The following is a 17,436-nucleotide window of genomic DNA, read 5'->3' as shown; positions in this document are numbered from 1 at the left end:
CCATGACGTCCACGGACTCCAAGACATCTGTTGGCCGGCTCAAGAGCCGGCCTCAGTTTCTCGCCGTCAGGCACGGCGAAGCGCGCAAGGGCCGCACCTTCCTTCTGGAGGTTCTCGACCGCAAGGATGACGCGCCGCCCCGCGTGGGCTTCACAGTCACCAAGAAACACGGCAATGCAGTGGAACGTAACCGCATGCGGCGCAGGCTGAAAGAAGCCGTGCGACTGAATGCGGCGTTTGCAATGCAGCCGGGACACGACTATGTCATTGTCGCCCGGCGCGAGGTACTCGATGTGCCTTTCGATCAATTGTCTCGGCAATTGGTCCTGCGCATCGAAAACCGCCAGACGAATAACTCCCGGTCGAACAAGACCGCTCCCAGGAAAGAGTGATGCAGAACAACCGCAACTATTTCATCGCGATTGCCTTATCGGTGGTGATCGTCCTCGCCTGGCAGTTCTTCTACATGAACCCGCGTATCGAGGCTCAGCGTCAGGCTCAGGAGGCGCAGATCGCCCAGCAGCAGGCGCAGCAGGCCGAGCAGCAGGCGACAAGCCCTGCAGCCACGGTTGACGGCAGCTTGCCAGCGGGTGCGGCCGCCAATCCGGAAGCAAGCCGCGATGCCGCCGTGGCCCGGACGGCCCGCGTCGAGATCGACACCCAGGATCTCGTCGGCTCCATCAATCTGACCGGTGCCCGCTTCGACGACCTGAAGCTGCGACAGTACCGCGAGACCGTCGATCCGACGAGCCCGATCGTTACCCTGTTCAATCCGGCCGAAACCCGGGACGGCTATTTTGCCGAACTCGGCTTTATCTCTGGCGAAAATGCCGGTTCCGTTCCGGGCCCCAACACCGTTTGGACGGCACCCGAAGGCGCAAAGCTGACCGAGGCGACACCTCTTACGCTGAGCTTCACCAATGAAGCCGGCCTGACCTTTACCCGCACGATCGCCGTCGACGAACATTACATGTTCACCATCGAAGATCAGATCGTCAACAATGGCGCGGCCTCCGCAAGCCTTGCACCCTATGGCCGCGTGACCCGCTACAACAAGCCGTCCACGCCTTCGATCTTCGTTCTGCATGAAGGTTTCCTCGGCGTTCTCGGCGCCGAAGGCAGCCTTGCCGAGCACGACTACTCGGATGTCGAGGAAGAGGCGATCACCAACGCGAAGGCCACCGGTGGCTGGCTCGGCATCACTGACAAGTACTGGGCCACGTCGCTCATTCCGCAGCAGACCCTGCCCTACGAATCGCGTTTCTCCTACTTCACCGACGGCCAGACCCGTTTCCAGGCCGATTACAAGAACGATGCCGTCAGCATTCCGGCTGGCCAGAGCACCTCGGTCAAGACCCTCTTGTTTGCCGGTGCCAAGCAGGTTCCGGTCATCGACAGCTACCAGGAAAGCCTTGGCATTCCGAAGTTCGATCTGATGATCGACTGGGGCTGGTTCTACTTCATCACCAAGCCAATGTTCCACCTGATGGACTACTTCTTCCATCTCGTCGGCAATTTCGGCGTGGCCATCCTGCTCACCACCATCGTCGTCAAGCTGTTGTTCTTCCCGCTCGCCAACAAGCAGTACGCCTCCATGGCCAACATGAAGCGTGTGCAGCCGAAGCTCGAAGAACTGAAGACAAAGTATGCCGACGACCGCATGGGCCTGCAGCAGGCGATGATGGCGCTCTACAAGGAAGAGAAGATCAATCCGGTGGCCGGCTGCTGGCCGGTACTCCTGCAGATCCCGGTCTTCTTCGCGCTCTACAAGGTCATCTACGTCACGATCGAAATGCGCCACGCGCCGTTCTTCGGCTGGATCCAGGATCTCTCCGCTCCCGATCCGACGAGCTTGTTCAACCTGTTCGGTCTGCTTCCCTTCTCGCCGCCGCTCTTCCTGATGATCGGCGTCTGGCCGCTCATCATGGGCGTGACCATGTGGGTCCAGATGCGCATGAACCCGACGCCGCCGGATCCGACCCAGGCGATGCTGTTCAACTGGATGCCCGTTGTCTTCACCTTCATGCTCGGCACGTTCCCCGCCGGCCTGGTGATCTACTGGGCGTGGAACAACACGCTGTCGATCCTGCAGCAGGCCTTGATCATGAAGCGCCACGGCGTGGAGATCGAGCTGTTCAAGAACATCGCCAACATGTTCCGGCGTAAACCGGCCCAGACCAAGTGATACGCAAAGCCCCGGCCATGCCGGGGCTTTTTCTATGGTGATCGAGATTCAGGCCCATGGCAGACATATCCTCCTCCACACAGCGCTCCTGGCTTGGTATTGCTCTCGTTGCCGGCTCGGCAGTCGCCTGGAGCTATGGCGGAGCGATCCAGCGCTTCATCGGCGTCGCCGATGGCTGGACGATCGTGTTCTGGCGCTGCCTGTTTGCCGGGCTCTTTCTCCTCGCCTTCATGCTGATCCGTGACCGGATCGATGGCACGATCCGCCTGTTCCGCGCCATGGGCTGGCCGGGCTTCTGCATAGCCGTGGGTTTTGCCCTTGTCTCGACCTTCTTCGTGCTCGCCGTCACCATGACACCGGTGGCCAATGTCGTGCTGTTCATGGCATCCATCCCGCTCTTTGCAGCCCTTCTCGCGCGCGTCGTGCTCGGCGAACCGATTACGCCGGTCACCTGGGGTGCTATCGCAGCGGTCATCCTCGGCGTCGGCATCATGGTCTCGGCATCGATCGGTGACGGGGGCTCGATCCTCGGGCTGACGCTGGCCGCGGCGATCCCGGCGATCTTCGCCTGCATGACGGTGGTAACCCGCCGCTATCCCGGCATCCGCATGACGCCGGCTGCCTGTGGCGGATCCTTCATCGCATCCGCGATTGCCGCCACCCAGGCCGGTGCCTTTGCCGTCGGCTTCCACGATCTCACTTTGCTCTTCTGCTTCGGCGCCCTCAATCTCGGGCTCGGCATGGCGCTCTACGTCACCGGTGCCCGAATGATCCCCTCGGCACTCGCGGCGTTGCTGGGTACCGCCGAGATGATCCTTGCGCCGGTCTGGATGGTCCTTCTGCACAACGAGGTCCCGTCGGGGCGCACGATCATCGGAGGCGCGCTCGTCATGGCCGCCCTGTTTACCTATCTGATCAGCCATGCGCGGCAGGCCTCGCGTCCGGTCCCGACCGCTGCGGCTTGACTTTCCGGGCCAAAACCCGGATCTGTCCCGCTGACGAAAGGCCAGCCCATGACCGAGATACACGACAAACCCGACCAGCCGCTTTTCGGCCGCCCCTGGATCTTCATCCGCGGCGTGCCGTCGATGGAATTCCTGCCGCCGGAAGGCCCACTCGAAGTGGCCTTTGCCGGGCGCTCGAATGTCGGCAAGTCGTCGCTGATCAATGCGCTCGTCGGCCAGAAGGGTCTGGCGCGCACGTCGAACACGCCCGGTCGCACGCAGGAGCTCAACTACTTCGTGCCCGACGGCTATTCCGGCGGCGCCGGAGACCTGCCGCCGATGGCACTCGTCGACATGCCCGGCTACGGCTATGCCCAGGCGCCGAAGGAACACGTGGATGCCTGGACGAAGCTGGTTTTCGATTATCTTCGGGGTCGCGCGACGCTGAAGCGCGTCTATGTGCTGATCGACAGCCGCCATGGCCTGAAGAAGAACGACGAGGAAGTGCTCGGCCTGCTCGACAAGGCCGCCGTCTCCTACCAGATCGTGCTCACCAAGACCGACAAGATCAAGGCTCCCGCCGTGCCGAAGCTGATCGCGGAGACACAGGAAAAGATCAAGAAGCGGCCTGCCGCTTTCCCGGGCGTGCTGTCGACATCCTCTGAAAAAGGTGATGGCCTCGACCAATTGCGCGGGGCAATCAGCGAGGCCATCGGTCGGAGCCTTTGACGCTCAGGCTCCGATTAGGTCGGCCCTGTCAGGCGGAGACCGGGCCGAACCGTATTTCTTACATCTTGGGCAGGATCACCGCGTCGACTACGTGAATGACGCCGTTAGACTGCTTCACGTCGGCAATGGTCACGGTCGAGACGCCACCGTTCTCGTCGGTCAGCGTCACCTTGCCATCAGCCGCCTTGCCCTTCAGCACGCAGCCGCCGACGGTCGCCACATCGGCTTCACCGCCATTGTCGGAGATCATCTTGACGAGGGCTTCCGCCATCACTTCCGACGCCACGACGTGGCAGGTCAGGACCTTGGTGAGCTGTTCCTTGTTTTCCGGCTTCAAGAGCGTGTCGACCGTGCCGGCCGGCAGCTTGGCAAAGGCATCGTTGGTCGGAGCGAAGACGGTGAACGGACCGGCGCCCGACAGGGTTTCAACGAGACCGGCTGCCTGGACGGCGGCAACAAGCGTCGTGTGATCCTTCGAGTTGACGGCGTTTTCGACGATGTTCTTGGTCTCGAGCATTTCACCACCGCCGACCATCGGATTGGCGGCATAGGCTGCGGCAGCGCCTGCCAGGATGGCTGCGGAGAATGCGAGCGGGCGAAGAGCGGTCTTGAACATTACGGTTTCCTCTTATCCTTGGTGTTCTCGATCGTGTCCCTGCGGGTTCGGGCGGGACATCGGGGCGTTCCTCAGCGGGAACACCACCAAGGACGGCGGCTCGTTCAGACAAGTTTCAGGCGGCTTGAAGAATTCGGCCGCCTGAAAACAAACCATTGAATTTGTGATGGAATTTCTTCGTCAGGGACGAACCTCGCCGAGCGCCACGACAGGCCCGGTGGCCTGTCCGGTCGGCGATCCGCCGAAAGGCTCGAGGCTGACGGCCAGCACGACACCTTCGGTCAGGCGTGCGCGCAGAGCCTCGGGAACATCGAGTTCGCCTTGCCCGGTCTGCGGCAATACTCCGAGCGAGATCGGCGCCTGTTCACCCTCGACGAGCCAGAGCTCGAGCGACTTCTCATCTGCGCCGCCACTGGCAACCGGTGTCACGGCGAGGCGGCCGGAGTTCCCGTCGTAGCGCGCATGCAGGGCAATCGCCTGGTTCTCGCCAGCAAGTTCGGCCGTCAGCGCGGCCTGCGGCTTTGGACGAATGCGTTCGGCATAGTCGAACCCGACGAAGAGGCCGAGCGCGGCTATCGATGCGAAGCTCAGTCCGCGCCACAGCACCAGCGAATTCCACAGGCTGCCTTTCACCGCCGCCACTGCGGCCGGCGATGCGAACAGACGATCCTCGATCTTCGAAAACAGCTGATCCGGCGGTGAGGCCTCGGCGTAATCGTCGTTGAACTGGGTGAGGTTCTCTTCCCAGCGCTTGACCATGGCGGCGAACTGCCGGTCGTGGCGCAGGCGTGCGTCCACCTTCTGGCGCTCAGTTCCGCTCAGGACACCGAGGACATATTCGCCCGCGAGAACTTCATCCCGCGACCGGTCTCTCTTGCTTTGGTCAGGCGTGCTCATCCATGCACTCTCTCAGTTTCAAAAGGCTGCGTCGCAGCCATGTGCGCATCGTGTTCAAGGGGACGGCGAAATGATCCGCCAGCTCCTGATAGGACAGTCCTTCCACATAGGCCTGGCGAACCGCCAGCGCCCGATCAGGATCCAATGCCTCCAGGCATGTGTCAATGCGGCCGCCTTCGGATCTGAGCACCGCATGCTGCTCCGGATCTGGTGCCAGATCCGCCAGATCGATCGCCGCCTCGATGTCTTCCCCCTGCGGTCGACGCGCCCGAAGACGATCAATGCAGTGGTAGCGGACGATGGCGCAGAGCCATGGATAGGCATTGTCGCCGTCGCCCGTATAGCTACCGGCCTTGTGCCAGATCTTGACGAACACATCCTGGAGCGCCTCTTCGGCCTCTCCCCTGTCTTTGAGCATACGGATGCAGATGGCGAAAAGTTTCGCCGAAATTCGACCATAGAGCAAGGAAAAGGCGCTCCGGTCCCGCAGGGCTACCCGGGCCAGCAATCCGCCGATGTCGTCGCGTTCCATGGAGCCCCCTCATCCAGTGGCCTTGATATAGCACGGCATCTTCGGTGGACAATGCGACGAGAAGAAGAAGCATGTCACGCGCCGCTTATATTGCGGGACGATTATTCCATCCCGGCTGCACATGCGCTAAAAGGCCGCCATCCAATGCGAGGTTTCCGATGACATCGACCGAAAGCGAAATGCAGGCCCGCCTTCTCGTCCAGGCGCTGCCCTTTATGCAGCGTTACGAGAACAAAACCATAGTGGTCAAATATGGCGGCCATGCCATGGGCAATCCCGAGCTCGGCAAGGCCTTCGCCGCCGATATCGCGCTTCTGAAGCAGTCCGGCGTCAACCCGATCGTCGTGCATGGCGGCGGTCCGCAGATCGGCGCGATGCTTGCCCGTATGGGGATCGAATCACGCTTCGAGAACGGTCTTCGCGTCACTGACCAGAAGACCGTCGAGATCGTCGAGATGGTGCTCGCCGGTTCGATCAATAAGGAAATCGTCGCGCTGATCAACCAGACTGGCGAATGGGCGATCGGTCTGTGCGGCAAAGACGGCAACATGGTCTTTGCTGAGAAGGCGCAGAAGAAGGTCCGTGATCCCGACAGCAATATCGAGCGCGTGCTCGATCTCGGCTTCGTCGGTGATGTCGTCGAAGTCGACCGGACACTGCTCGACCTGCTCGCCCGCTCCGAGATGATCCCGGTCATCGCACCTGTTGCTCCCGGCCGTGACGGCGCGACCTACAACATCAACGCCGATACCTTTGCCGGTGCCATTGCCGGCGCCCTCAATGCCTCGCGCCTGCTCTTCCTCACCGACGTGCCGGGCGTGCTCGACAAAGATGGCAAGTTGATCAAGGAATTGTCGGTCGCTGAAGCCCATGCGCTGATCAAGGACGGCACGATTTCCGGCGGCATGATCCCGAAGGTTGAGACCTGCATCGAAGCCATCCAGGCGGGCGTTCAGGGCGTCGTCATCCTCAACGGCAAGACCGCCCATTCTGTTCTGCTCGAACTCTTCACCGAGACGGGTGCCGGCACGCTTCTCGTTCCCTGAGACGCCGACATGTGAGCCTGCTGCCGGTCACTCGATCGGCAGCGGCCTTCCCAGCGTCTCGCTTGCCGGCGTCACCGTTCGCATCGACAGAACCGCGACCAGCACGATCGCATAGGCGACGAAGTTGTAGATCAGCCCGAGTGCCATGCCCTCGGTATAGACGTCTTTCCCGGTCATTCCTGCCGCGGCATTGCGCGCCAGATCGGAAAAGAAGATCTCGCTGACGATGGCGATGCCGAGCGCGCTTCCGACCTGCTGGATCGCTTGAAGCGCGCCCGATCCACCGCCCGCGTCCTGCGGCGGCACACCCGCCAGCACCAGCTGGAACATCGGCGCAATCGCGATCCCCATGCCAAGGCCACTTAGGAGGAACCAAGGCAGGAGCGCCATGCGGTCGATGCTGTCCCCTACAGTCTGGATCTCGCTCCGCAACAGTCCCATGCCGATCACCACCATGACGACACCGACAACCACACGGATGCGCGGCGCAATACTGCCGAGGCGGCCTGAAATCAACGAAGCGATGAAGATGCCGACGGAGAAGGGCACGGTGGTCATGCCCGACTGCAACGGAGTGAGGCCATAACCCTGCTGCAGGAACATCGCGAAGATCAGGAAGAATCCGGGAAGCGTCGAGAAGAAGGTCGCAGTCATCAGCGAGCCGATGACATAGTTGCGGTTTTTCATCAGCGCGACGGGCAGGAGTTCCGGTGCCTTCAAACGGTGCTGGCGACGTTCCCAGAGAGCGAAGGCGAGGCCGAAGGGTATGGCCAAGCCCAGCATGACGAAACACCAGACAGGCCAGCCGAAACCACGCCCCTCGATCAGCGGGAAGATCACGCAAAAGATTGTCGCGGCCGCAAGCAGGATACCGCCGAAATCGTTCTTCAGGCCAGGCTTCGGCGGAAGTGCCGGAATAAGCCGCCAGCCAAGCAGGATCGTCATGATGCCGACCGGGATATTGATGAGGAAGATCGGCCGCCAGCCGAGATCAAAGAGGTCGAGCGCAATCAGCCAGCCGCCCAGGATCGGACCGGATACGGCAGCCAGGCCAGCGCTCAGGCCGAAGAGCGAAAAGGCCGCCGCCCGCTCCTTCGGCGGAAACATCATCTGAGCGATGGCGAGCACTTGTGGCGTCATCACCGCAGCGCCCGCACCCTGCAGCAGGCGTGCGGCAACCAGCCAGCCGATGTCAGGCGCCAGGCCGCACAGCAGCGAGGCGATAGTGAAGGCCGCCACACCGACGAGAAAAACCTGCTTCTTACCCCGGACATCGCCGAGCCGGCCAAACGGCAAAAGCCCGAGCGCGAAGACGAGCACATAGCCGGCCACCACCCATTCGATCTGGCTCGAGGTCGCGCCAAGCTCCGACTGAAGGCTCGGCAGCGCGACATTGACGATGGTGACATCAAGCAGGTTCATGAAGTTCGCCAGCATCATGACCGCCAGAGCCGTCCAGCGCTTGGGGTATGGATGCGACGCGTCGGCGCTGATCGTTGGTGACGCGGGTGTCTTGGTGTGCACTTTTGTCTCCCCGCCCTCGGCGCGCTTGTGCCGTCCGGTGTATCGCGCAGCGGGATGGGTCGCAACTGGGCAAGGGTGTCCGTCATGGTGAGGTGGGCGTGCGGTCCCATCTCCCCCTAGGTGGGGTAGGCGAGCGTAAGCCGCCTAAACATCAGAAATCGTAAGTGAGTGGGTCCCTGATGTCGTGGCAACGGAACCGATCCCCTCACCAACAAAATCTGAGGTTTAGCCCTGATCGAGCTAAGCCCTCGATTTTGTAACCTCTCCCACAAGGGGAGAGGGGTGTCGCCGCCTCATACCAGCACCAACAACAGCACCCCGGCGACAATCAGCACGCATCCCGCAATCTCCAACCGGTTGATCCTCTCCTTGAAAAACAGTACCGACGACGCAAAGGTGAACAGCATCTCGACCTGGGCGAGCGCCTTGACAACCGCCACCTGCTGCAGCGTCATCGCCGTGAACCAGCCGAAGGAGGCCGTGGCGCCAACGAAGCCCACGAGGGCGCTAACTTTCCAGGCGGCCCGGACCCGTGAGAGTTCGGCGCGGTCGCGCCAGGCCATCCAGAGAAACATCGACAGCGTCTGGATGGTGATGACGACGCAGAGCGTGTAGCCCGCCTGCACCATAGCATCCGGTGCGGGCAGGCTCGGGGCAAGCGACAGTGAGGCGGTGCGATAGGCGGTCGCGGAGACGCCGAAGAAGAAACCGGAGGCGAGGCCGATCAGCGCGGTGCGACTGGTGACCGAGGTGACGATGCTCAAGGGTGTGAAGGTCGTGCGGGCCACCGAGATCAGCATGACGCCAAGGATGGAGACGAAGATGGCCGCTGCGGTGCCAAGGCCGATTGTCTCGCCGAAGAGGATCAGCGCCAGCAGTGCAGCCTGGGCCGGTTCAGTGCGCGAATAGGCGGTGCCGACGGCGAAGTTGCGGAAGGAGAAAAGGTGCACCAGCAGGAAAGTCGCCGTGATCTGCGCGAGCGCCCCGATGACCGCCCAGATCGCGAAGGTCGCACCTGGCACCGGCAGCGAACGGCCGAGGCCGAGATGCAGGATGGCGAGATAGAGGAAGGCGAAGGGCAGGCCGAAGCCGAAGCGGACGAAGGTTGCCCCCGTCGTGCCCATCCGGCCTTTCAGGTGTTTTTGCAGCGTAGAGCGCAGATTTTGCAGGAAGGCGCTGCCAACCGTGATGAGGGCCCAAAGTTCCATGGGAGAGCGTCCAGAAGAGCCGCAGCGCGGGGATGTCGGCTTGCGGCAGGAGATTGGAAAGAGTGGCGATTCGACCTGGGCTTATGCCTCAGGTCCTGCGGCTCACGCCTGACGCTGGCGAATCGTGCCTGAGCTCACCGGATGGAAGCGCGCAGGAAGGCGCTTGCGGTCCTGCAGGACCACGACCCGTTCCATCGCCGAAATCGACATCTTCTTTCCCATCTTTCCGAGATAACACTTCCCGAAGCGGCGACCAATGCTAATTAGAGGCAACGCGCCTGATGTCGTCAGGCCTTTCGCACTGCCCAAGAGGACATGATGAACACGCCAGCCAAGATCCCCTCGCCCGCCGATTTTTCCCATGTGCGCGACTGGGTCTTCGACCTCGACAACACGCTCTACCCGCATCACATCAACCTCTTCGCGCAGATCGACACGAACATGACGGGTTTCGTGGCCGAGCTCCTGCAGATGGAGCCGGCCGAGGCGAAACTGCTGCAGAAGCGCTACTACCATGAACACGGTACGACGCTTGCCGGGCTGATGCTGCATCACAAGGTCGATCCGAACGCCTTTCTCGAGAGGGCGCATGCGATCGATTACTCGGCGCTACTTCCCGACGAAGCTCTGGGAGAAGCGATCAAGCGGCTGCCGGGGCGAAAGTTCATTTTCACCAATGGCACAGTGGCGCATGCTGAGGATGCGGCCCGGGCGCTGGGCATCCTCGACCATTTTGACGACATCTTCGACATCGTCGCTGCAGACTATGTGCCGAAGCCGGCAGGTGCAACTTATGACAAGTTCGCCAGCCTCAACCGGATCGACACGAAACATGCCGCGATGTTCGAGGACCTGCCGCGCAATCTGATGGTGCCGAAGGCACTCGGCATGAAGACGGTGCTGCTCGTGCCCCGCAATCTCGACACCGCCATCCTTGAGACCTGGGAGCGGGTCGAGCATATCGATGCCGATATCGTCGACTACCTCACTGACGATCTCACGACCTTCCTGCAGCGGCTGCTCTCCGATGCAGCGTGAGCTCAAGCTTACGAAAGTTTCATGCAGCTTACCGAGAGTTAAGTAGGGCCTGAGCCTTGCCACCGCTACGGTTATCCCATCGAAGCAGACACTCGAAAGGATAACCGAATGAACGGCAAGACCCTGACGCTGGCCGCCGTGGCAGCCTCCCTCCTCATCGGCACCACCGCCGGCGGCGCCTTTGCGCAGGACCGCGGCGAGCGCCGTGGCGGCCCTGGTCGTGGCGGTCCGGAAGTGATGTTCGTGCAGATGCTGCAGCAGCACGACACCAACAAGGACGGCAAGATCAGCAAGGAAGAGGCAACGGCTGCGGGCACCGCAATGTTCACCGCCATCGATGCCGACAAGGACGGCGTGCTGACCCCTGGAGAGATGCGCCAGCACCGCGAAGCGATGCGCGAAGAGAACAAGGCAACCCGTGAGGCCATGCGCGCCGAGCGCCAGGCGGCACGCGAAGCAGCCAGAGCCGATGCGCCAACCCCGCCCCCAGGTGCCCCAGGTGATGCACCCCAGGAGCAGGCGATGAAGGGTGACGGTCCGCGTGGTGAGGGCAAGGGCCCGCACGGCAAGCGCCACGGCTGGCACAACGAACGTGCCGAGCGTGGCGAAGGGCGCGATCGCGGCATGGGCGGTCCCGGCCGGATGATGCGGGTGGCCGATACCGACGAGAACGGCCAGATCAGCCAGGCGGAAGCAACCGCCATGGCCGACCGGATGTTCACCCGGATGGACCGCAACAAGGACGGCTTCATCAGCGCCGACGACATGCCGAAGCGGCCGGTCATGATGCGCTGATCGGAAGATCAGCAGACTATTGGGAAAAGCGGGCGGCCCTTTACGGGGCCGCTTCGTCGTTCAGGTCGTAGAAATCAGCGATGATCTTCCAGGCATCTTCGGCCGTTTCGGCGAACTGGAAAAGCTTGAGATCGTCCGGTGCGATCGTGCCAAAGGCTGCGAGCGCCTCGAAATTGACGATGTCCTCCCAGAAGGCGCGGGAGAATAGGATCAGCGGGATCGGCGCCATGCGCTTGGTCTGGATCAGCGTGATCGTCTCGAAAAACTCGTCCAACGTGCCGAAGCCGCCTGGAAAGATGGTGATCGCCTTGGCGCGCATCAGGAAATGCATCTTGCGGATGGCGAAATAGTGGAAGTTGAAGCTGAGTTCGGGCGTGACATAGGGGTTCGGCGCCTGCTCGTGCGGCAGGACGATGTTGAGGCCGATCGAGGGCGCGCCGACCTCCTGAGCACCGCGATTGCCAGCTTCCATGACACCGGGTCCGCCGCCGGTCACGACCACATATTCCTGATAACCGCTGTGTTGCGCCTGCTGAGAGCAGAGCTGAGCAAACTTGCGGGCTTCCTCGTAGTAGATCGAGGCGTTCTCGAGGTTCTTCTTCTGGATATCGTTTTTTGCCGCCCAGGCAGCTTCGCCGGGCGCGGGGATGCGCGCGCCGCCGAACATGACGACCGTCGACTTGATGTTTCGTTCGGTGAGGATCATTTCCGTCTTCAGCAATTCGAGCTGCAGACGCACCGGTCGAAGCTCCTCGCGGCAGAGGAATTCGTCATCGACATAGGCCAGGGTGTAGGAAGAAGATGCCGACTGCGGCGTGCGCGGAATAACCTCAGCCGTCTGCTTGTCGGTCGAGCTATCCTTCAGCGGATCCCAGGATCCGTCCTTCCGCCTGTGCTTGCCGTTTTTCAACTGTGCCATGCCTCTTCCTTTCCAAAACGCAGAGCTCCTGCGGCTGTTTTCTTCCAGCCCTTTATGCGCTAGAGCTTTGCGCGAATTTTCGATCAGATCCTGATCGTTTCCATCCCCACCGTAGTCAACGAAGTTTAAGGAATTCAGATGAGCGCCTCCGATCTCACCCAGCTCGAACACGTCATCGAAGCGGCTTTCGACAACCGCGATACGGTTTCGACCACCACCACGGGCGAGATCCGCGATGCCGTCGAAACGGCGCTCAACCTCCTGGACAGCGGCAAGGTGCGCGTCGCAGCCCGCGGCGAAGACGGCAGCTGGACCGTGCATCAGTGGCTGAAGAAGGCCGTGCTCCTCTCCTTCCGCCTGAACGACATGGAAGTCGTCAAGGGCGGCCCAGGCGCCTCGACCTGGTGGGACAAGGTGCCGTCGAAGTTTGAGGGCTGGGGCGAAAACCAGTTCCGCGCCGCCGGCTTCCGCGCCGTACCCAATGCCGTCGTTCGCCGCTCGGCTTATGTTTCCAAGGGTGTCGTGCTGATGCCGTCCTTCGTCAATCTCGGCGCCTATGTCGGTGAAAACTCCATGGTCGACACCTGGGCGACCGTCGGCTCCTGCGCCCAGATCGGCGCCAATGTTCACCTTTCCGGCGGCGTCGGCATCGGCGGCGTGCTTGAGCCGCTGCAGGCGGGCCCGACGATTATCGAGGATAACTGCTTCATCGGCGCTCGCTCTGAGGTCGTCGAAGGCTGCATCATCCGCGAAGGCTCGGTGCTCGGCATGGGTGTTTACATTGGCAAGTCGACCAAGATCGTCGATCGTGCCACCGGCGAAGTGATGTATGGCGAAGTGCCGCCCTATTCCGTCGTCGTTGCCGGCTCGATGCCCTCGGGCAATGCCGTCATGGCCAACGGTCTACCGGCGCCGCATCTCTACTGCGCTGTCATAGTCAAGCGCGTCGACGAGAAGACTCGCTCGAAGACGGGCATCAACGAATTGCTGCGCGACTGAGCCCTGATGACTAAGCCGGGGCGTGAGACGACCGTCGGCTGGGCGCTCTTCCTTTGGGACGGGCGCATCGGCCGGCGTATCTTCATCCTCGGCACGCTGTTCTGGATGATGACAAACGCGGCTGTCATCGCGTTCGTGACGGGGTCGGACGATATTTCACCCGGCTCGTTTTCGCTCTTTCTGACGACTGCGAGCCTCTCGCTTCTGTCCCTTCTGATGCTCGGCACCAAGAGGCTGCACGACATCGGCATGCCGGGAATGGCATCCATCCTGCTGGTGTTGCCGGCGTTTTCGCTGATCCTTTTCTTGGTCCTCTGCGTCTGGCCACCAGCCGAAGACGACAACCGCTACTGCCCGGGAACCGACATGCGTTCGTCGTGAGCGGTGGGTGACAGGCCCCGGCGGATCGGCTAAGTCTGCCTCATCTTCTCAAGGCACCGACGGCCGGGCTGAACCGGACCGCGGTAAATCCCGTAAAAGTGTCCATGACCGCTAGCAATCCCGTCGACGTCCTCCAGGCCCTTATCCGCTGCCCCTCCGTCACGCCCGCCGAAGGCGGCGCGCTCGATGTGCTTGAAGGCCTGCTTTCGCCTCTCGGCTTCAAGGTCGATCGAATGGTCGCCAAGGACGAGGGCACGCCCGATATCGAGAACCTCTATGCCAGGGCCGGATCGGATGGCCCGAATCTGATGTTTGCCGGCCATAGCGATGTCGTGCCCGTCGGTGCGGAAAGCGACTGGAGCGCTGGCCCCTTCTCCGGCGATATCAGAGACGGAATGCTCTATGGTCGTGGCGCGGTCGACATGAAGGGCGGGATCGCCTGCTTCATCGCCGCCTATGCGCGGCTGGTCGAAGCCGGCAAGGCGCCTAAGGGTTCGGTCTCGCTGCTGATCACCGGCGACGAGGAAGGCCCTGCCGTCAACGGCACGGTGAAGTTGCTCGAATGGGCAGCGACACGCGGCGAGCGCTGGGATGCCTGCCTGGTCGGCGAGCCGACCAATCCCGATACACTCGGCGACATGATCAAGATCGGCCGGCGTGGTTCGGTCTCCGGGACCGTGACGGTCAAGGGTGTGCAGGGTCACGCTGCCTATCCGCATCTCGCCGACAATCCGGTGCGCGGCGCGTTGTCGCTGGCGAAAAGCCTGATGTTCCCGGCCTTCGATCAGGGCACGGAGAACTTTCAGCCGTCCAACCTCGAAGTGACCACGGTCGACGTCGGCAATGCGGCAACGAACGTCATTCCGGCTTCGGCGCGCTTCAAGTTCAACATCCGCTTCAACGATGTCTGGACCGCCGACAGCGTCAAGGCCGAGATCATCCGCCGTCTCGATGAGGCCGCTGTTGATCCAGAACTGCGGCCGGGTCGTGCAGCGATCGGCTATGATATCGTCTGGTCGGAGCGGCCAAGCCATGTGTTCCTGACGCGCAACAATGCGCTGATCGCCTCACTGTCGGGTGCGATCGAGACGGTGACGGGCAAGACGCCGAAGCTCTCGACGACCGGCGGCACATCGGATGCGCGGTTCATCAAGGATTATTGCCCGGTGGTCGAATTCGGCCTCGTCGGACAGACCATGCACATGGTCGACGAAAGGGTTGCTGTTTCGGATCTGGAAACGCTCACCGTTATCTACCAGACCTTCATCGAACAGTGGTTCGCCCATGCCGACGCTTAAAGAGGTCGAGTTCTATCTCAGGGGCCTCTGGCTGCTGTTCAAGCAGGATCCGTCAGGCTTTTCCTATCTCGACCTGACCGACCGGGGCGCGATGCGCTCTTTCTGGGCCGTGCTCTGGGCGCTGCCCGCGATCCTGATCTCGTTTGCCTGGTGGCGGCTGCTCTATCTCCAGGGCCTGCCGGAGGGGACGGAGACGGGCGCACTTTTCTTCTTCCGCCTCGCGCTGGTCGAAGCCTCGAACTGGCTCTTTCCGCTGATCCTGCTGGGGGTCCTCTCGTGGATTATCGGAATCGGTGAGAAGTTTGCGTCCATGGTGGTCGTGATCAACTGGCTTGCTCTGCCGGTCTCCTATTCCTACAGTTTGCTGGTCCTGGTGATGATGTTCCTGCCGGGCCTGGCAGGCCTCGTGGCGCTGTTGTGGTTTCTGCTGATGATCACCGTCATCGCGGCGCTCTTCCGCATCATACGCATGATCGTCGGCGACCAGTTGCTGATGGTCTCGACCATCGTTATGATCCTGCTCGTGCCCGCCATGATCATTGCCGAGGTGCTGGAACGCTATCTCGGTGTCTATCCGGGTTGAGCCTTGAGCCTCAGCCGCTGAACGGCTCGTCGCCGGGATAATCCACAGCCATGAAGAACAGTCCTTCCGGTGGCGCGACCGGCCCGCAGGCGGCGCGGTCACGGGCTTCGAGTGCAGCGCGCACATCGGCCGGTGTCATCTTGGCCTCGCCGGCAAGCTTCAGCGTGCCGGCGAAAGACCGGATCTGATTGTGCAGAAAGCTCTGGGCCGTGGCGCGGATCTCGATGAGATTGTCGGAGCGCGTGACATCCAGGCGGTCCAGCGTGCGGACTGGGCTCTTCGCCTGGCAATGGGCCGAGCGGAAGGTGGTGAAGTCGTGGTGACCGACAAGCTGCTGTGCCGCGGCATGCATGGCCTCGTGATCGAGCGGCTTCGGCACCCACCAGGCACGCTTGTCCTCCAGCGCTAAGCGCGCCGGGCGGGTGATGATGCGATAGAGGTAATGCCGGCGAAGTGCCGAGAAGCGGGCGTCGAACTCATCAGGCACGGCCTGCACGTCGATTACGGCGACCTGTTCCGACGCCATGGCCAGATGAGCGTTCAGCGCGTTGCGCAGTTTGTGCGGGACCCAGTCCCGCGTCAGATCGGCATGGATGACCTGGCCCATGGCGTGGACGCCGGAATCGGTGCGGCCCGCGCCACGGATGACAACCGTCTCGCTGGTCAGCGACAGGATCGCCTGTTCGAGAGCGGCCTGGATCGAATGGCCGTTGTCCTGGCGCTGCCAGCCGACATAGGCCGATCCATCATATTCGACAGTCATCCGGAAGCGCGGCATCAGGCGATCACCGTTCCCTTGGGAAGCGGCGTGCCGCGCAGGAAGTCCTCAGCGCCCAACGCCTTGCCGCCGGCCTTTTGCAGGCGGATCAGGCTGACGGCACCCGTACCGCAGGCGATTGTCAGGCGATCGTCGAGCGCTGTGCCGGGGGTCGCGATTGCGCCCTGCCCTTCCGCAAGGCTCGAGGCGAGGAGCTTGACGCGTTCGAGCTTGCCGTTGACCTCGATCTCGGTCCAGGCACCCGGGAAGGGCGAGAGGCCGCGAATATGGTTGTGGACCTCAGTTGCCGAACGGGAGAAGTCGACGCGGGTCTCGGCCTTGTCGATCTTTGCTGCGTAGAGCACACCGTCTTCGGCCTGAACGACCGTTTCCAGAGTGCCCGCTTCGAGCTTCGCCATTGCCTGGACCATGGCTTCGGCACCGGCCAAGCTGAGGGCATCGTGCAGTTCACCGGCGGTCATGTCGGGACCGATCGCGACCTTACGGGTGAGCGCCACAGGGCCTGTGTCGAGGCCCTTGTCCATTTTCATCACCATCATGCCGGTCTCGGCATCGCCGGCCATGATGGCCCGCTGGATGGGGGCAGCACCCCGCCAGCGGGGCAGAAGCGAGGCGTGGCCGTTATAGGCGCCGAGACGCGTGCCGTTCAGGATAGCTTCCGGCAGCAGCAAGCCATAGGCAACGACCACCGCGACGTCGGCCTCAAGAGCGACAAAGGCCTCGCGATCAGCGGGATCACGGAAATTCAGGGGATGACGGACCTCGATGCCGAGGTCTTCAGCGGCTTGATGAACGGGCGACTTCTGCAGATCGAGACCACGACGGCCACCGGGACGCGGCGGCTGCGAGTAGGCCATGACGATCTGGTGGCCCGCCGCATGCAGCGCTTTCAGGGTCGCGACGGAGAAATCCGGCGTGCCCATGAATATGATGCGAAGTGCCATCGTGTCTGCCTCGAGGCGGT

Annotated in this window: 19 protein-coding genes; 11 read left to right on the top strand and 8 right to left on the bottom strand. The window is 62.2% G+C overall.

The genetic code is table 11. From position 1 onward, the window contains the following. The first annotated feature begins 2 nt into the window (after positions 1–2). The 4 genes from rnpA to yihA are packed head-to-tail and all read left to right on the top strand — an operon-like array spanning position 3 to position 3,858. The gene (rnpA, locus tag BW978_RS02145) at positions 3–392 is read left to right on the top strand and encodes a ribonuclease P protein component (RefSeq protein WP_076391789.1); all 390 of its coding nucleotides are present in this window, start codon (positions 3–5) and stop codon (positions 390–392) included. After that, a complete protein-coding gene (yidC, locus tag BW978_RS02140; RefSeq protein WP_076391787.1) occupies positions 389–2,185 on the top strand; it encodes a membrane protein insertase YidC in 1,797 nt (598 codons plus the stop codon). Before rnpA ends, yidC begins: the two co-directional genes overlap by 4 nt. Positions 2,186–2,241: 56 nt before the next feature. Then, the gene (locus BW978_RS02135) at positions 2,242–3,150 is read left to right on the top strand and encodes a DMT family transporter (protein ID WP_076391785.1); all 909 of its coding nucleotides are present in this window, start codon (positions 2,242–2,244) and stop codon (positions 3,148–3,150) included. A 48-nt stretch (positions 3,151–3,198) separates the two neighbouring features. Beyond that, positions 3,199–3,858: a ribosome biogenesis GTP-binding protein YihA/YsxC gene (gene yihA, locus BW978_RS02130; RefSeq protein ID WP_076391783.1), complete on the top strand. Its 660-nt coding sequence runs from the start codon at positions 3,199–3,201 to the stop codon at positions 3,856–3,858. Between the two features lie 58 nt (positions 3,859–3,916). On the opposite strand, the gene BW978_RS02125 is transcribed toward yihA, so the two are convergent. The 3 genes from BW978_RS02125 to BW978_RS02115 all read right to left on the bottom strand — a co-directional run bounded on the left by BW978_RS02125 (position 3,917) and on the right by BW978_RS02115 (position 5,903). Next, positions 3,917–4,474: a fasciclin domain-containing protein gene (locus BW978_RS02125; RefSeq protein ID WP_076391781.1), complete on the bottom strand. Its 558-nt coding sequence runs from the start codon at positions 4,472–4,474 to the stop codon at positions 3,917–3,919. Positions 4,475–4,654: 180 nt separating this feature from the next. Next, complete coding sequence (locus BW978_RS02120; RefSeq protein WP_076391779.1) at positions 4,655–5,371, bottom strand: anti-sigma factor; 717 nt, start codon at positions 5,369–5,371, stop codon at positions 4,655–4,657. Continuing rightward, positions 5,358–5,903 (bottom strand): sigma-70 family RNA polymerase sigma factor, encoded by a 546-nt coding sequence (locus BW978_RS02115; protein WP_076391777.1) that lies wholly within the window; start codon positions 5,901–5,903, stop codon positions 5,358–5,360. Before BW978_RS02115 ends, BW978_RS02120 begins: the two co-directional genes overlap by 14 nt. 158 nt (positions 5,904–6,061) lie before the next feature. Between BW978_RS02115 and argB the strand changes: the two genes are divergently transcribed. Then, a complete protein-coding gene (gene argB / locus BW978_RS02110) occupies positions 6,062–6,949 on the top strand; it encodes an acetylglutamate kinase (RefSeq protein WP_054149112.1) in 888 nt (295 codons plus the stop codon). 27 nt (positions 6,950–6,976) lie between these two features. Here argB and BW978_RS02105 read toward each other — a convergent pair whose 3' ends face one another. Beyond that, entirely contained in the window at positions 6,977–8,473 is a 1,497-nt protein-coding gene (locus BW978_RS02105) for an MFS transporter (protein ID WP_076391775.1), read from the bottom strand. A gap of 293 nt (positions 8,474–8,766) precedes the next feature. Then, the gene (locus BW978_RS02100) at positions 8,767–9,681 is read right to left on the bottom strand and encodes an EamA family transporter (RefSeq protein ID WP_076391773.1); all 915 of its coding nucleotides are present in this window, start codon (positions 9,679–9,681) and stop codon (positions 8,767–8,769) included. A 318-nt stretch (positions 9,682–9,999) separates the two neighbouring features. Here BW978_RS02100 and BW978_RS02095 point away from each other — a divergent pair, with 318 nt between their 5' ends. Both BW978_RS02095 and BW978_RS02090 read left to right on the top strand, forming a co-directional pair. Then, complete coding sequence (locus BW978_RS02095) at positions 10,000–10,719, top strand: pyrimidine 5'-nucleotidase (RefSeq protein WP_076391771.1); 720 nt, start codon at positions 10,000–10,002, stop codon at positions 10,717–10,719. 108 nt (positions 10,720–10,827) lie between these two features. Beyond that, the gene (locus BW978_RS02090; protein WP_076391769.1) at positions 10,828–11,514 is read left to right on the top strand and encodes an EF-hand domain-containing protein; all 687 of its coding nucleotides are present in this window, start codon (positions 10,828–10,830) and stop codon (positions 11,512–11,514) included. 40 nt (positions 11,515–11,554) lie between these two features. On the opposite strand, the gene BW978_RS02085 is transcribed toward BW978_RS02090, so the two are convergent. Further along, positions 11,555–12,433: an LOG family protein gene (locus BW978_RS02085; protein ID WP_076391767.1), complete on the bottom strand. Its 879-nt coding sequence runs from the start codon at positions 12,431–12,433 to the stop codon at positions 11,555–11,557. A gap of 138 nt (positions 12,434–12,571) precedes the next feature. Between BW978_RS02085 and dapD the strand changes: the two genes are divergently transcribed. The 4 genes from dapD to BW978_RS02065 all read left to right on the top strand — a co-directional run bounded on the left by dapD (position 12,572) and on the right by BW978_RS02065 (position 15,694). Continuing rightward, positions 12,572–13,432 (top strand): 2,3,4,5-tetrahydropyridine-2,6-dicarboxylate N-succinyltransferase, encoded by an 861-nt coding sequence (dapD, locus tag BW978_RS02080; RefSeq protein WP_076391765.1) that lies wholly within the window; start codon positions 12,572–12,574, stop codon positions 13,430–13,432. A gap of 6 nt (positions 13,433–13,438) precedes the next feature. Next, entirely contained in the window at positions 13,439–13,813 is a 375-nt protein-coding gene (locus BW978_RS02075; protein WP_076391763.1) for a DUF805 domain-containing protein, read from the top strand. A gap of 104 nt (positions 13,814–13,917) precedes the next feature. Continuing rightward, entirely contained in the window at positions 13,918–15,111 is a 1,194-nt protein-coding gene (dapE, locus tag BW978_RS02070) for a succinyl-diaminopimelate desuccinylase (protein WP_076391761.1), read from the top strand. Continuing rightward, entirely contained in the window at positions 15,098–15,694 is a 597-nt protein-coding gene (locus BW978_RS02065) for a hypothetical protein (RefSeq protein WP_076391759.1), read from the top strand. The genes dapE and BW978_RS02065 overlap by 14 nt, the downstream gene beginning before the upstream one ends. Positions 15,695–15,704: 10 nt before the next feature. On the opposite strand, the gene truA is transcribed toward BW978_RS02065, so the two are convergent. Next, complete coding sequence (truA, locus tag BW978_RS02060) at positions 15,705–16,472, bottom strand: tRNA pseudouridine(38-40) synthase TruA (protein WP_076391757.1); 768 nt, start codon at positions 16,470–16,472, stop codon at positions 15,705–15,707. Then, on the bottom strand, positions 16,472–17,416 hold the full coding sequence (gene fmt / locus BW978_RS02055; protein WP_076391755.1) for a methionyl-tRNA formyltransferase: 945 nt from the start codon (positions 17,414–17,416) through the stop codon (positions 16,472–16,474). The genes truA and fmt overlap by 1 nt, the downstream gene beginning before the upstream one ends. Between the last annotated feature and the right edge of the window lie 20 nt (positions 17,417–17,436).

This window comes from Rhizobium sp. RU33A (assembly GCF_900156055.1).
GTDB lineage: Bacteria > Pseudomonadota > Alphaproteobacteria > Rhizobiales > Rhizobiaceae > Allorhizobium.
Note: the sequence above shows the minus strand (reverse complement) of the source record. Positions and strands in the feature narration are given on the sequence as shown.